The 16,286-nt window shown below is 43.3% G+C and carries 11 protein-coding genes and 2 tRNA genes; all 13 read left to right on the plus strand.

Annotated elements, in window-relative coordinates; all coding sequences use genetic code 11:
- The first annotated feature begins 65 nt into the window (after positions 1 to 65).
- The 13 genes from VIG27_RS08020 (at position 66) to VIG27_RS08080 (ending at position 16,194) form a co-directional block, all read left to right on the plus strand.
- Positions 66 to 1,757 carry a peptide ABC transporter substrate-binding protein gene (locus VIG27_RS08020; RefSeq protein WP_394527030.1) on the plus strand — a complete coding sequence of 564 codons (1,692 nt, stop codon included), beginning with the start codon at positions 66 to 68 and terminating at the stop codon, positions 1,755 to 1,757.
- Positions 1,758 to 2,228: 471 nt separating this feature from the next.
- Positions 2,229 to 3,920: a peptide ABC transporter substrate-binding protein gene (locus VIG27_RS08025; protein ID WP_394527033.1), complete on the plus strand. Its 1,692-nt coding sequence runs from the start codon at positions 2,229 to 2,231 to the stop codon at positions 3,918 to 3,920.
- Between the two features lie 152 nt (positions 3,921 to 4,072).
- Positions 4,073 to 4,774: a UMP kinase gene (gene pyrH, locus VIG27_RS08030; protein ID WP_394527037.1), complete on the plus strand. Its 702-nt coding sequence runs from the start codon at positions 4,073 to 4,075 to the stop codon at positions 4,772 to 4,774.
- A 15-nt stretch (positions 4,775 to 4,789) separates the two neighbouring features.
- Positions 4,790 to 5,344 (plus strand): ribosome recycling factor, encoded by a 555-nt coding sequence (gene frr / locus VIG27_RS08035; RefSeq protein WP_394527041.1) that lies wholly within the window; start codon positions 4,790 to 4,792, stop codon positions 5,342 to 5,344.
- A 59-nt stretch (positions 5,345 to 5,403) separates the two neighbouring features.
- Positions 5,404 to 6,132 (plus strand): isoprenyl transferase, encoded by a 729-nt coding sequence (locus VIG27_RS08040; protein WP_394527044.1) that lies wholly within the window; start codon positions 5,404 to 5,406, stop codon positions 6,130 to 6,132.
- Positions 6,133 to 6,151: 19 nt separating this feature from the next.
- Entirely contained in the window at positions 6,152 to 6,952 is an 801-nt protein-coding gene (locus tag VIG27_RS08045; RefSeq protein WP_394527046.1) for a phosphatidate cytidylyltransferase, read from the plus strand.
- A 52-nt stretch (positions 6,953 to 7,004) separates the two neighbouring features.
- Complete coding sequence (locus tag VIG27_RS08050; protein ID WP_394527048.1) at positions 7,005 to 8,147, plus strand: 1-deoxy-D-xylulose-5-phosphate reductoisomerase; 1,143 nt, start codon at positions 7,005 to 7,007, stop codon at positions 8,145 to 8,147.
- 1 nt (position 8,148) lies between these two features.
- Positions 8,149 to 9,207, plus strand: coding sequence for an RIP metalloprotease RseP (gene rseP, locus VIG27_RS08055; RefSeq protein WP_394527051.1), 1,059 nt, complete (start codon positions 8,149 to 8,151; stop codon positions 9,205 to 9,207).
- Between the two features lie 29 nt (positions 9,208 to 9,236).
- A complete protein-coding gene (gene ispG, locus VIG27_RS08060) occupies positions 9,237 to 10,289 on the plus strand; it encodes a flavodoxin-dependent (E)-4-hydroxy-3-methylbut-2-enyl-diphosphate synthase (protein ID WP_394527054.1) in 1,053 nt (350 codons plus the stop codon).
- 11 nt (positions 10,290 to 10,300) lie between these two features.
- Positions 10,301 to 14,842: a PolC-type DNA polymerase III gene (locus tag VIG27_RS08065; protein ID WP_394527056.1), complete on the plus strand. Its 4,542-nt coding sequence runs from the start codon at positions 10,301 to 10,303 to the stop codon at positions 14,840 to 14,842.
- 94 nt (positions 14,843 to 14,936) lie between these two features.
- A tRNA-Pro gene (locus VIG27_RS08070) sits at positions 14,937 to 15,010 on the plus strand.
- A 25-nt stretch (positions 15,011 to 15,035) separates the two neighbouring features.
- Positions 15,036 to 15,107, plus strand: a tRNA-Glu gene (locus tag VIG27_RS08075).
- Between the two features lie 214 nt (positions 15,108 to 15,321).
- Positions 15,322 to 16,194, plus strand: a complete 873-nt coding sequence (locus tag VIG27_RS08080) for a GGDEF domain-containing protein (RefSeq protein WP_394527058.1) — start codon at positions 15,322 to 15,324, stop codon at positions 16,192 to 16,194.
- Positions 16,195 to 16,286: the final 92 nt, after the last annotated feature.

A 16,286-nucleotide genomic window follows, 5' to 3' on the forward strand; every position in this document is an offset into this window, starting at 1 on the left:
ATCAGCGCAGTAGCCGAGTAAAGTGCTACTGCGCTGATAAAAATATATTTATAGGAGGAAAAATTATGAAAAAAGTATCACTTTTATTAGCGGCTGTAATGGCTTCCGGTATGATTCTTTCTGCCTGTGGTGGAAGTAAGACTGCCGATCCATCAACTGGTGCTACCACAGCTGCTGCAAATGGAGAAACAACAGCTCCTGCAGAAGGGGCAGCTAATGGACTTGATCTTGCAGTTAGGATTGGCCCTGATCCGGAGACAATCGACCCTGCTTTAAATAGTGCAGTTGACGGCGGTAATATGATCGTTCAGGCTTTTGAAACCTTATTGATCGTAGATTCTGAGAATAAAATTGTACCAGGACAAGCGGAATCCTTTGAAGTATCGGAAGATGGTTTGACCTATACCTTTAAACTCCGCAAGAATTTAAAGTGGAGTGATGGTACCCCTTTAACGGCTAATGATTTCGTGTATTCATGGAAGAGACTGGCTGATCCTAATACAGCAGCACCTTATGCAGCCGATATGCTTGGATATGTTAAGGGATATGAAGAGGCAGCAAAAGGGAATATAGACGCTCTCGGAGTTTCTGCACCAGATGACAATACATTTGTTGTTGAATTATCTGTTCCTTGTGTATATTTCTCTAAGCTGGTTACCCATGCATCCATGGTACCGGTTGAAAAGGCAACGATTGATGCGAATGGTGACCAGTGGACATTGAAACCGGAAACATATGTTTCCAACGGTCCGTTAAAGATGATTGAGTGGGTACCAGGCTCTCATATTACATTTGCTAAGAACGAAAACTACTGGAATGCAGATAAAGTTACATTGAATACATTGAAGTTTGTATTAATGGAAGATACCAATGCAGCTTACAGTGCTTACCAGACTGGTGAAGTTTCTATGATTAAAGAGCCTCCGACAGAAGAAGTTCCAAGTCTGAAAGGAACCGAAGATTTTCATGTAGAGCCAATCATGGGTACTTACTATTTAGACTTCCAGAATCAAAAAGAACCATTTAATAATCCTGATGTTCGTAAGGCATTAAGCCTTGTAATTGACCGTGATTATGTAGCGAATACAGTTATGCAGGGTACTTATACTCCAGCAACCAATTTTGTTGGACCTGGTGTCTCAGATGCTGAGCCAGGAACCTTTTTCCAGGATGTTACTAAGGAAAGAAACGGTAAGAATTACTTTGACCCTGACAATTATGAAGCAGATGTTGCAAAAGCAAAAGAGCTTCTTGCAAAAGCAGGATATCCCAACGGAGAAGGTTTCCCAACCATAGAATATATGATTAACGATGCAGGTTACCATAAACCGGTTGCTGAATATTTACAGAACTGCTGGAAAGAGAAACTTGGTATTAATGTTGACATAAAAGTTGTTGAGTGGGCTACCTTTACCCCAACCCGCCGTGCAGGAGATTATCAGGCTGCTCGTGATGGCTGGGTGTATGATTATGATGATCCCTCCAATATGTTAAATTTAATGATGTCAACAAGCGGTAATAACAACGCAAAATACAGCAATCCAGAACTTGATAAGCTGCTTAACGAGGCAAACTCAACTGCAGATGTAGCTGAGCATTATGAAAAACTTCATGAAGCAGAGAATATGATCCTTGAAGATGCTGCCATTGCGCCAATTGCATATTACAATGACTTCTGGCTGCAGGATCCAAAGTTAAAAGGAACATGGCATTCTCCATATGGATATTGGTTCTTCCAGTATGCTACGATGGAATAATAGATAAATCTTGATGGAAACACCCGGGATGTAGTTCCCGGGTGTTTTTGTGTCCCTCTATAAACTCCTCACTTCATTATTCCGGGATATAATTCTATAATCTTCCTCTATAACAAACGTAGGTTTACAAGGGATAATTAAAATAGTAAAGGTGACTGAAACATAAGAATCTTTTAGCACATACAGCTTTGAACTGTAATGGACATATAATATTTGCAGAAAATTTGTTACTAAAAATTATAAGAATATAGTGAAAGAAGTTTAAGGCAGTATAAATAATATTAAATCTATCGAATTAAGAGAGAAATGACATTTATTTTACATGTAAAACTATTTTCTTCAGAAACACAAGTTCAGTTTAAATAACGTTGATATTTATATTTACTTGTGATATGCTGAAAAAATCAATCAACGAAGTGGTTAAGTAACGTTTGACTTTGGTGATGAAATTATTTTAATGGAGGAGACAGTATGAAAAAGAAGTTGCTTGTATTAGCAGCCGTTATGGCATTTAGTTCTATTCTTGCTGCATGCGGCGGGAGCAAGAAGTCAGAGCCATCCACAGAGACGAAAACAACGGTTGCGGAAGACGGAAAAGCTCAATCTTCAAAAGGTGGAGCGGCAGGTCTCGATCTTGCGGTACAGGTGGGCCCAGATCCAGAAACCATTGATCCTGCTTTAAATAGTGCAGCCGATGCTGCGAACATTATAATGCATGCATTTGAAACCTTACTGATCGTTGACCAGAATAATAAGATCGTTCCTGGACAGGCAGAATCTTATAATGTATCTGAAGACGGGCTTACGTACACATTCCATTTGCGTGATGGGTTAAAGTGGAGTGACTCCTCTCCGTTGACAGCAAACGATTTTGTTTATTCATGGAAAAGGCTTGCAGATCCTAAGGTTGCTGCTCCATATGCAGGAGATATGCTGGCATATGTAAAGGGGTATGAGGAGGCTGCCGCAGGAAACATTGATGCTCTTGGTGTTTCGGCTCCCGACGATAAAACCTTCGTGGTGGAATTATCTTCCCCATGTGTCTATTTTTCCAAGCTTGTAACTCATGCAACCATGGTTCCTGTACAGAAGGCATCGGTAGAGGCCAATGGAGACCAGTGGAGTTTAAAGCCGGAAACCTATATTTCTAACGGTCCGTTAAAGATGATTGAGTGGGTTCCAGGTTCCCATGTAACATTCGCAAAGAATGAGAATTACTGGAATGCAGATAAAGTTACTTTAAATACTCTTAAATTTGTCCTGATGGAAGATTCTAATGCGGCCTATAGTGCTTATCAGACGGGAGAAGTGTCTATGATTAAGGACGTTCCAACCGAAGAGATTCCGGCTCTTAGAGACAAGGAAGAATTTCATGTAGAACCCAATATGGGAATTTCTTATATAGACTTCCAAAATCAGAAAGAACCGTTTACTAATCCGGATGTGCGCAAAGCATTAAGTCTTGCAATTGACCGGGATTATCTGGCAAATACAGTTATGCAGGGGATCGGTGCTCCTGCTGCCAATTTTGTACCGGCTGGTGTTTCAGATGTAGAAGGGGGAACTTATTTTGAGGATATCACCCGGAAGAATAACGGTGGGGATTTCTTTAATATAAAAGACCATGAAGCCGATGTTGCAAAGGCAAAAGAACTTCTTGCAAAGGCTGGATATCCGGAAGGAAAGGGATTCCCGGTAATTGAGTATATGACAAATGATGCAGGTTATAACAAACCAGTGGCAGAATATTTGCAGAGCTGCTGGAAGGAAACTCTTGGTATTAACATGGACATTAAGATCGTTGAATGGGCAACCTTTACACCAACCAGACGTGCGGGCGACTACCAGATTGCACGTGATGCATGGAGTTTGGATTATGATGACCCATCCAATCTTTTGAATCTGTTAAAGTCAACAAGCGGTAATAATAATGCTTTGTATAAAAATCCAAAACTTGATCAGCTGCTTGACGAGGCAAATTCCACAAATGATGTTGCAGAACATTATAAAAAGCTTCATGAGGCAGAAAATATGATTCTTGAAGATGCTGCCATTGCACCTCTTAATTACCGGAATGAATTCTGGCTGCAGGATCCAAAGCTGAAGGGAACATGGTATTCTCCATATGGTTACTGGTTCTTCCAGTATGCTACCATGGAATAAGAATGTTTAACAATAGATACCCGGGAAAAGGTTCCCGGGTATTTTTTCTGCGTTGCCCTCCGTGGACAAGCAGGCAAACTTCCTCTTTCCAACCATCCAAAAGTATGCTATAATCTTTTCAGACAATACAAGAATACAGGAGAGTTAAGGTTATGAATCCAAGACGTGTATTATTAAAGCTCAGTGGTGAGGCTCTTGCGGGCTGTGGGAAGACGGGCTATGAAGAGGCCACTGTTAAGGAAGTTGCACGGCAGGTTAAGATATCCGTTGATGCAGGTGTTGAAGTAGGCATAGTCATTGGCGGAGGAAACTTCTGGAGAGGAAGAACCAGTAACGCCATTGATCGCACAAAAGCAGATCAGATCGGTATGCTGGCTACCATTATGAACTGCATTTATGTTTCGGAAATTTTTCGGAATGCAGGAATGAAAACGGAGATTCTGACTCCTTTCCCGTGCGGTTCCATGACAGAGCTTTTTTCAAAGGACAAAGCCAATGGGTATTTTGCAGAAGGTAAGGTCGTATTTTTTGCCGGTGGTACAGGACATCCTTATTTTTCAACGGATACGGGTATTGCGCTGCGTGCCATTGAAATGAATGCAGACTGTATTCTTTTGGCAAAGGCCATTGATGGCGTATATGACAGCGATCCCAAGCTCAATCCTGACGCAGTGAAATACGATGAAATTTCCATTCAGGAAGTGATTGATAAGCAGTTGGGAGTGATTGATTTGACCGCTTCCATCATGTGCATGGAGAACAAGATGCCGCTTGCGGTATTCAGCTTGAACGAAGAGAATGGCATTGCCAATGCAATGCAGGGAAAAATAAACGGTACCATCGTTACCGCATAAAACCAGGAGGACGATATGCAGGAGAGTTTACAGGTTTACGAAGGCAAGATGAATAAGACATTAAAAGCACTGGAGAATGATTTGATGACCATTCGGGCTGGACGTGCCAACCCTCATGTATTGGACAAAATCAGAGTGGACTATTATGGAACACCCACACCGCTTCAGCAGGTAGGCAATGTTACAATTCCGGAAGCCCGCATGATAGTGATCCAGCCATGGGAAAAGAGCTTGTTAAAAGCAATTGAAAAGGCCATACTCACCTCTGATCTGGGAATTAATCCTACCAATGACGGGAATGTGATTCGTCTTGTTTTCCCTGAACTGACGGAGGAACGAAGAAAAGAATTGGTTAAGGATGTTAAGAAAAAGGGAGAAGTAGCAAAAGTAGCCATCCGTAATATCCGCCGTGATGCCAATGATACCTTTAAGAAACAGTTGAAAGCAGAGGAAATTTCTGAGGACGAGCAGGCAGCTGCAGAAGATAAGATCCAGAAATTGACAGACAAGATGATCGCCCAGGTAGACAAAGCGATTGAAGAGAAGTCTAAAGATCTTCTTACTGTATAAAATTTTGAACAGGGGGGCAGGCATTTTGCCTGTCCTGTTTTGTGTTTTTTAAGGAGCAGATGAATATGGACGATAAGATACAGAATATGGCCATACCGGAGCATGTTGCAATTATATTGGATGGCAATGGCAGATGGGCCAAAAAAAGAGGACTCCCCAGAAGTTTGGGTCATAAAGAAGGCTGCGTAACCGTTGAAAAGACCGTGGAAGATGCAGCAAGACTGGGGATTAAGTATTTAACGGTTTATGGTTTTTCTACGGAAAACTGGAAACGGTCTGCGGATGAAGTGGGAGCTCTTATGCAGCTGTTCCGCTATTATATGGTCCGGCTGTTGAAGGTGGCGAAAAACAACAACGTAAGAGTTAAGATGATCGGCGACCGGGAACGGTTTGATCAGGATATTATAGAAGGAATCAATAAACTGGAACGGGAGACAAAGGATAATACGGGTCTGACATTTGTGATTGCAGTCAATTATGGCGGACGAGATGAGATCGTACGTGCAGTCAGGCACATTATGAAGGACTCTAAAGAGGGGAAAGTTTCAGCTGAGGATATGAACCAGGAGGTATTCTCCTCCTATCTGGATACTGCAGAAATTCCTGATCCGGACCTTTTGATACGCACCAGCGGGGAACTGAGGCTTTCAAATTACCTGTTATGGCAGCTTGCCTATACAGAACTTTACGTTACCGATTGCTATTGGCCTGATTTTAATATGGATGAATTGAAAAAGGCGGTTGCGGCATACAATAACAGGGATCGCAGATTTGGGGGAGTGAAGTGATTCGGAGGGAGGTAGCTCGATGTTTACAATCAGACTGATAAGCGGAATTATTCTTTTGCTGATTGCGCTTTTGACGGTAGGAAAAGGAGGAACCCTTCTTTTTGTTACTACTATTACAATTTCCATAATCGGTTTGTTTGAGTTGTATCGTGTGATGAAGATACAGGGGAATTTATTGGGGTATTTGGGGTATTTCACTGTTTTTGTTTATTATGGATTATTATGGTTTCACAGAGAGAACTATATGCTTCTCCTGTTCATTGGATTTTTAATGGTTCTTATGAGTGTTTATGTGTTTACGTTTCCCAAGTATCAGCTGGAAGAGGTGTCGGTATCATTTTTTGGTGTGTTTTATGTAGCAGTCATGTTATCATATCTCTATCAGGTAAGGTCCATGACGGATGGAAACTATCTGGTATGGCTGGTATTTTTAAGTTCCTGGGGAAGTGATACCTGTGCGTATTGTGTCGGTATACTTTTTGGAAAACATAAATTGGCTCCGGTCCTAAGTCCCAAGAAGTCCATCGAAGGGGCGATCGGAGGAGTGATTGGAGCATCTTTGCTGGGATTAATATATGCCACGATTTTCGGTTCCTATTTAACGGAAATGCGCAATCCTCAGTTAGTCTGTTCCCTGTCATGTGCCATAGCAGCTATCATATCCCAGATCGGCGACCTGGCTGCTTCCGCCATCAAACGAAATCATCAGGTGAAAGATTATGGAAAACTGATTCCAGGCCACGGCGGGATATTGGATCGATTCGACAGTATGCTTTTTACTGCTCCGGCCATTTATCTGGCTGTGACATTTTTGCGGTAGAACGCAATTCCTGCCTGGGATTTTGGAAAAGAAAAGGAGTTGGCAGCATAAGATGAAGAAAATAGCAATTTTGGGTTCAACAGGCTCGATAGGAACTCAGACCCTGGAGGTGATTGAAAACCAAAGGGATATAGAGGTAACCGCTTTGGCGGCAGGCAGCAATATCCGCCTGCTGGAGGAGCAGATCAGAAAATTTAAACCGAAATTGGCTTGTGTGTGGAAGGCGGAAAAAGCCAGGGAACTGGCAGTATTGGTAAAAGATTTGCCGGTCCGCATCGTTTCCGGAATGGAAGGATTGATTGAAGCAGCGACAGAGGAGTCGGCAGATATCGTAGTAACTGCAGTTGTGGGTATGATAGGAATAAGACCCACCATTGCAGCCATGGAAGCCGGAAAGGATATTGCCTTGGCCAACAAGGAAACGCTGGTTACAGCCGGCCATATTATCATGCCGCTGGCCGAAGAGCGGGGAGTTAAAATTTTGCCGGTAGACAGTGAGCACAGTGCTATATTCCAGTGCTTGAACGGTGAAAATAAAGATACCATACATAAAATTCTTCTGACCGCATCTGGAGGCCCTTTCAGAGGGAAAACCAGAGCAGAGCTTCAGTCGGTACAGGTAGAAGATGCGTTGAAGCATCCCAATTGGTCCATGGGCAGAAAGATCACCATTGATTCTTCGACGATGGTCAATAAGGGGCTTGAAGTGATAGAAGCCAAATGGCTGTTCGGTGTTGAAATGGATCAGGTTGAAGTGGTGGTTCAGCCGAAAAGTGTCATTCATTCCATGGTAGAATTTGAAGATGGTGCAGTCATGGCTCAGTTGGGAACTCCGGATATGAAACTTCCGATTCAGTATGCACTCTATTATCCCGAAAGAAGATTTCTTCCGGGCGGACGTCTGGATTTCTGGACCATTGGGCAGATTGCTTTTGAAAAGCCGGATATGGTCAATTTTCCAGGGCTTTCCCTGGCTTATCGTGCGGGAAATACAGGCGGAACGCTTCCCGCGATCTTCAATGCTGCCAATGAACGGGCAGTTGCGAAATTTTTAAATAGAGAAATCTCATATCTTTCCATAACCGATATGATAGAGGGAGCAATGAACGGGCATACTGTAAAGGAGAATCCGACGGTACAAGAAATTCTTGATGCGGAAGCGGAAGCTTATGAATATATAGAAAGCAGGTGGTAGATTGTCTAGTATAATCGTAGCAATTCTGGTATTCGGACTGATTGTTTTAATTCATGAATTAGGTCACTTTTTATTTGCAAAGAAGAACGGAATCACAGTGGTGGAATTTTCCATAGGAATGGGACCAAGACTGCTCCATTTTAAAAAGGGCGGCACCATTTACTCCATTAAGGCGCTGCCTTTGGGTGGTTCCTGTATGATGTTGGGGGAAGATGAAGAAAATGCGGACCAGGGAGCATTTCAGAATAAATCCATCCCGGCCCGTATGTCTGTCATTGCGGCAGGTCCTGTCTTTAACTTTATATTAGCTTTTTTCCTTGCTGTTATCCTGGTAGGGATGAGCGGATATGATGTGACATATGTGAAAGAAGTAACAAAGGATTCTCCGGCATATGCTGCCGGAATGCAGGCCGGTGACAAGCTTCTAAAAATTAATGGTGAAAGCGTTTCCATGTACCGGGAATACATCCTTTACAAACTCTTAAAGCCAGAGGAAAAGATGAATCAAGTGGAATTTTTAAGAGTTGATCCTTCCACAGGGGCAAGCAGCGTTCGATCGGTGACCGTTACTCCACAGTATTCAAAGGAAAGCGGGAAGTATTTGATCGGTATTACCATTGCACCTGAGAATGCAAAGGTATCGTCTGTTGGGGAACTGATAAAATATGGTTATAAGGAAATGGAGTATGATGTAAAGCTGACCGTGAAAAGTCTTGGAATGCTCTTTTCCGGGAAAGCCAGTGTCAATGATTTGAGTGGTCCGGTGGGAATTGTAGTTATGATTGATGATTCTGTTAAGGCAGGACTTTCGGTTAGTTTCAAAGCGGCCCTTATGAACGTACTCAGTATGTGTATCCTGCTCAGTGCCAACCTGGGTGTTATGAATTTACTTCCAATTCCGGCTCTTGACGGCGGACGTCTCTTGTTCCTCATCATTGAAGCTATTAGAGGCAAGAAGATGGACCCCAATAAAGAAGGCCTGGTGAATATGATCGGCATGGCAGCCCTTATGGCTCTCATGATTTTTGTAGTATTTAATGATATTAACCGGTTTACGTAGGCGGATATGGAGCCGGAATGGAGGAACGTATGAACCGAGAACATACAAGAGTGATTCGGATCGGTGACCGGATGATCGGTGGTGGAAATCCGGTACTGATCCAATCCATGTGTAATACAAAGACTCAGGATATCTCTGCAACGGTCAGCCAGATTGATTCTCTGACAAAGGCTGGCTGTGATATTATCCGGGTTGCTGTTCCTGATATGGAGGCAGCAAAAGCATTAAAAGAGATTAAGAGACAGATCACCATTCCTTTGGTGGCAGACATTCATTTTGATTACCGTCTGGCCATAGCTGCCATTGAATCAGGAGCAGATAAGATCCGTATCAATCCGGGAAATATCGGATCTGCAGAGCGGGTGCGTGCCGTTGTGGAAAAAGCAAAGGAGTATGACGTTCCCATCCGTGTGGGAGTCAACAGTGGTTCACTGGAGAAAAATCTTATCGAAAAGTATGGAGGAGTTACGGCGGAGGGCATTGTAGAAAGTGCTCTGGATAAGGTTCGGATGATCGAAGAGCTGGGGTATGAGAATCTTGTCATCAGCATTAAATCCTCTGATGTACTTATGTGTATCAAGGCACATGAACGGATATCCATGCAGACGGATTACCCTCTGCATGTGGGGATTACGGAATCAGGAACTTTGGCGTCAGGAACCGTAAAATCTTCGGTAGGACTTGGCGTTATTCTGCATGAAGGCATCGGAGATACCATTCGCGTATCTTTGACTGGTGACCCGGTGGAGGAAGTGAAAACAGCAAGGCTGATTTTAAAAACTCTGGGCTTGAGAAGGGGCGGGGTAGAAGTAGTCTCCTGTCCAACCTGCGGAAGAACCCGGATTGATTTGATTTCACTGGCGAATCAGGTTGAAGAAATGGTTTCCAAATTTGATCATCTGGATGTCAAAGTGGCTGTTATGGGCTGTGTGGTAAATGGACCAGGGGAAGCAAAGGAAGCGGATCTGGGAATTGCCGGAGGAATCGGAGAGGGCCTTCTTATTAAAAAAGGAGAGATTATCCGAAAGGTTCCGGAAGACCAGCTGCTACAGGCACTGAAGGAAGAACTTATGAACATGTAATAGGTGATAGAATGACAAAAAAATTTTTGGAAGTATTTCCAAATTTACATATTACAGAAGAATTGCGAGAGCTTTTAAATCTGGTGGAGGTGGAGAAAGTCACTTCCACCAGGGATAGAAGCTCTATTCGTATTTATCTTTTAAGCCCAAGGCTGATACATAAACAGAATATCTATGGACTCGAAAAGGGGATTAAAGAACAGCTTTTTCCCTCTAAGCGGCTTACTGTAAAAATTATTGAACGGTTCCGGCTGTCCGAACAGTATACACCTCAGAAACTTTTAAAGGCATACAGGGACAGCCTGTTAATGGAGCTTAAAAATTACAGCATCATTGAATATAACATGTTCCGAAAAGCTGAGTACCAGTTCCCGGAACGGGATCTTCTTAAGATGACCGTGGAAGATACCATTGTCACCCACGAAAAGGCAGGTGAATTAAAGCGGGTTCTGGAAAAAATCTTTTTTGAACGGTGCGGCCTGCCTTTGGAAGTGCAGTACGAATATGTACCCCCCAAGGTCAATGGACTGGCAAAGCAGAAAGAACTGCAGATGCAGAGGGAGGTGGAGGAAATCGTAAGCCGTACCTCTCTTCGTGTGAGATCATCAAATGGTGAGGAAGTGGCTCCGCCCTCTATGGCAGACACCGGAAATCTGGAAGCCATGGCGGCGGACTACGCGGCGGACGTTCCCTTTGTACAGGATAATCAGTCATCAGGGCTGCGTATGGGAGGCAAAAAAGACAACGGGAAAACAGGTGAGTCTGATTCCGGTAAAAAAGAATTTGCCAAAAAGGAATGGAAGGATTACAAAAAGGGCGGAAACTTTTATACAAAACGTTCGGATAATCCGGATGTATTGTATGGCCGTGATTTTGATGGTGAGATTATTGAAATCGAAAATATTGATGGAGAAATCGGAGAAGTAACCATTCGGGGTAAGATTTTAACGGTTGACAGCCGGGAATTAAGAAGCGGAAAAACCATTATGATTTTTGACGTGACAGATTTTACCGATACCATCACCGTAAAGATATTTGCCAAAGAGGAGCAGCTGGATGATTTAAAGGCTGCGGTTGTACAGGGAAGTTTTATACGGATCAAGGGCGTTACCACCATTGATAAATTTGATGGAGAGCTGACTCTTGGGTCTGTGGTAGGAATTAAAAAATCAGAAGATTTTACTGGTAAAAGGATGGACAACAGTCTGGAGAAAAGAGTGGAGCTTCACTGTCATACGAAGATGAGCGATATGGATGGAGTCTCCGAGGTAAAAGATATTGTGAAGAGGGCAAAAAAGTGGGGAATGCCTGCCATTGCCATTACGGATCATGGATGCGTCCAGTCCTTTCCGGATGCCAACCATGCCCTGGATAAGGGAGATAATTTCAAACTCATTTATGGCGTGGAAGGATATCTGGTGGATGATTTAAAGCAATTGGTAGAAAATTCAAGAAACCAGAAACTATCGGATACCTATGTGGTCTTTGATATTGAGACCACCGGCTTTAGCTCTTCTAAAAACCGGATTATAGAAATAGGTGCAGTAAAAATACAGGACGGGGCAGTGATCGACCGGTACAGTACCTTTGTAAACCCGGATGTGCCCATTCCCTTTGAGATCGAGAAGCTGACCGGAATCAATGACAACATGGTTCTTTCCTATCCCGGAATCCGGGAAATCCTTCCTCAGTTTCTGGAGTTCTGTTCGGATGCGGTTTTAGTTGCCCACAATGCATCTTTTGATGTGAGCTTTATTGCCTATAATGCTTCCCAGCTTGGTTTGGAGTTTGATCCTACGGTGATAGATACGGTTGCACTTGCAAGACTTCTGCTTCCCAATTTAAACCGTTATAAGCTTGATACGGTAGCCAAAGCCTTAAATATTTCTTTGGAAAATCACCATAGAGCAGTTGATGATGCAGGCTGTACGGCACTTATCTTTGCTGCGTTTGTAAAGATGATCCGGGACAGGGGAGTGGAGACCTTAGATGAACTCAATCAGCTGAATACCATGTCGGCAAGTATCATTAAGAAGCTTCCCACCTATCATGTTATTATTTTGGCCGCCAATGATGTGGGAAGAGTAAATCTTTACCGGCTGGTGTCCTATTCTCATATTGATTATTACGCCAGAAGGCCGCGAATTCCCAAAAGTATTTTAAATCAGTACCGGGAAGGGCTTATCATTGGTTCCGCCTGTGAAGCCGGAGAACTGTACCAGGCTCTTCTGCGGGGAGTACCGGATGCGGAAATTGCGAAGCTGGTGAATTTCTATGATTATCTGGAAATACAGCCTCTAGGCAACAATGGGTTTATGCTGCGGGATGAAAAGAGTGTGGTCAAGTCGGAACAGGATTTGATTGACATAAATAAAAAAATCGTGTCATTGGGAGAACAGTTTGGAAAGCCGGTCTGTGCCACCTGTGATGTGCATTTCCTGGACCCGGAGGATGAGGTCTACCGGAGAATCATCATGGCTGGACAAGGCTTTAAGGATTCCGATGATCAGGCACCTTTGTATTTGAGAACCACGGAAGAGATGCTGAAGGAATTTGAATATTTAGGTCCCAATAAAGCGGAAGAGGTCGTTATTAAAAACACCAGAAAGATCGCAGATATGTGCGAGAAGATATCTCCTGTAAGGCCGGATAAATGTCCTCCGGTCATTGAAAATTCCGATGAAGACTTAAGACAGATCTGCTATGATAAGGCTCATGCCATATATGGAGAAAATCTTCCCACCATTGTAACAGAGCGTCTGGAAAGGGAGCTGAACTCCATTATATCCAATGGATTTGCGGTTATGTATATCATTGCCCAGAAGCTGGTTTGGAAATCCAATGAGGATGGCTATCTGGTGGGGTCCCGTGGTTCCGTCGGCTCTTCCTTTGTGGCTTACATGGCGGGTATTACAGAGGTTAATTCCTTAAGTCCTCATTATTATTGTAAGTCCTGCCATTATTACGATTTTGATTCGGAAGAGGTGAAAAAGTTTTCCGGTATGGCAGGGTGTGATATGCCGGATAAAATCTGTCCGGTGTGCGGACATCCCCTGGAAAAGGACGGTTTTGATATCCCGTTTGAGACGTTCCTGGGCTTTAAGGGAGATAAGGAACCGGATATTGACTTAAACTTCTCCGGAGAGTATCAGAGCAAGGCGCATGACTACACGGAGGTCATCTTCGGCAAAGGTCAGACGTTCCGCGCCGGAACAATCGGTACGCTGGCGGATAAGACGGCCTTCGGCTATGTGAAAAATTATTTTGAAGAGCATGGAGTGAGAAAACGGAACTGTGAGATCAACCGGATCGTACAGGGCTGTGTTGGCGTGAGACGGACAACCGGGCAGCATCCGGGTGGTATTATTGTCCTTCCTCATGGGGAGGAGATCTATTCCTTTACACCGGTCCAGCGTCCGGCCAATGATATGACGACCATGACCGTAACCACTCATTTTGATTACCACTCCATTGACCATAACCTGCTGAAGCTTGATATTCTGGGGCACGATGATCCGACCATGATCCGTATGCTTCAGGACTTGATTGGCTTTGATCCGGTTAAGGATATCCCTCTGGACAGCAAGGAGGTCATGTCCTTGTTCCAGGATACTTCTGCACTTGGAATCATGCCGGAGGATATTGGGGGATGCAAATTGGGTGCCCTTGGTGTACCGGAATTCGGTACGGATTTTGCGATGCAGATGTTAATTGATACCCAGCCTAAGTATTTTTCGGATCTGGTGCGCATCGCAGGTCTGGCCCATGGTACGGATGTATGGCTTGGAAATGCCCAGACGCTGATTCAGGAAGGTAAGGCAACCATTCAGACCGCAATCTGTACCCGGGATGATATTATGATATATCTTATTTCTATGGGAATGGAAGAGGGACTGTCCTTTTCCATCATGGAGAGCGTACGAAAAGGAAAAGGGCTAAAAGAAGAATGGGAAAAAGAAATGATCGCTCATGGAGTGCCTGACTGGTATATCTGGTCCTGTAAGAAAATCAAATACATGTTCCCCAAGGCTCATGCCGCAGCTTATGTTATGATGGCATGGCGTATTGCATATTGCAAAGTGTTTTATCCTCTTGCATATTATGCGGCCTTTTTCAGCATCCGGGCAAATGGATTCAGTTATGAATTGATGTGTCAGGGACGAGAAAAGCTGGAGCATTATCTGGCGGATTACCGGAAAAGAATGGATACCCTGTCCAAAAAGGAACTGGATACCCTTCGTGATATGAGGATCGTACAGGAGATGTATGCCAGAGGGTATGACTTTATTCCCATTGACATCTACCGGGCCAAGGCACGGCATTTTCAAATCATTGACGGAAAGCTGATGCCTTCTTTAAGCAGCATTGATGGTTTAGGAGAAAAGGCGGCCGATGCAGTGGTGGATGCGGTCAAAGACGGCCCCTTCTTATCCAGAGAAGATTTTAGAAACCGTACGAAAGTCAGCAAAACGGTATGCGATTTAATGGGAGATTTAGGGCTTCTTGGAGAATTGCCCGAATCCAACCAGCTTTCTCTTTTTGATCTTGGCTAAATTTATATATTTTTCCAGTTATTAATAAAAAATAAAATATTTTGAAAATAAGGTTGACATACGTTGGGATTTATATTATACTACCTAACGTAATCGAGGCGTGGCTCAGTTTGGTAGAGCGCTGCGTTCGGGACGCAGAGGTCGCAAGTTCGAATCTTGTCGCCTCGATTTTGTACGAATTATCATTTGTACTGGCCTATTGGTCAAGCGGTCAAGACGCCGCCCTCTCACGGCGGAAACCCGAGTTCGATTCTCGGATAGGTCATTATTGAAACCTTCAGGATATTGCCTGAAGGTTTTTTGTGCTATTAAATTTTTTGCAGGATTTGTAGATATACGGAAAATAAGTGATAGATATACGGAAAGTGAAATTTATAGTATTTATATAGGAAAATTTGTGCTAAAATAGAAAAGAGAGGCTAAAAAATGCCGAATAGTTGTTGGTTTAAGTGATGATCGTTGAAGCTTTAGGGGGAGAAATGAATAGGATTACTCTTGATGAAATAAATGATAAATTGGACTTTTTTCATAAAATGTATGATGCCGTTCGCCTGATCGATCCGCTCCATAAAAAAGTCATGGATTACCGGAATTCCACTATGGTTCCCTCGGATGAAAAATGTTACTGCTATTGGGGAAACAACAAAATCTGCGATAATTGTATCTCTATCAGGTCGTATAAGGAAGACAGAAGTTTGGTGAAGATGGAAACGAATTCCGATATCGTTCTGCTGGTAACTGCAATCCCGATTACAGCCGCTGGAGGGCCAGCCGTACTGGAGCTGTTTAAAAATGTTACAGATTCTATGTTTATAGGAGAGGGGGATTACAACAAAGGGGAAATGCTTACCCAGTATGTCAGAGAAATTACAGATGCGATCGTGAAAGACCCGCTGACTTCACTTTTTAACCGGAGATATATTGATGAACGCCTTCCGGCTGATATCGTGGAGTCTGTACTTTCTCATACCCCCTTATCTGTCTGCTTTATTGATCTTGATAATTTTAAAGCCATCAACGACTCCTATGGACATGAAGCAGGAGATCTGGCGATTCAGGCCATGGGTGGCATAATCCTTCGGAATATTGGGAATAAGAATGGGTGGGCGGCCAGATATGGGGGAGATGAATTTGTGGTTTGCCTGAATCGTATCAAAGAAGATGAGGCCCGGCTTATTATGGAACAAATTCAAAAAGATGCAGAAACGGTCCCTGTCGGTACGGAAAACCAAAGTATGAAGCTGTCTCTCTCCTTTGGCATCAAAACAATGGATCAGATGCCCATCACTGCAAAAGAGATGATAGGGGAGGCAGATAAAAACATGTACCGGGCAAAGAGACAAAAATTTTAATTTGAAATATGACAGAAGGAGAATAATATAAGAAATAGGCAAATTAGGTCCTGCTGTGAAATTGCTGTTGCTTTTTTAGCCATATCTTATAT

Source organism: Lacrimispora sinapis (genome assembly GCF_043633585.1).
Lineage (GTDB): Bacteria > Bacillota > Clostridia > Lachnospirales > Lachnospiraceae > Lacrimispora > Lacrimispora sinapis.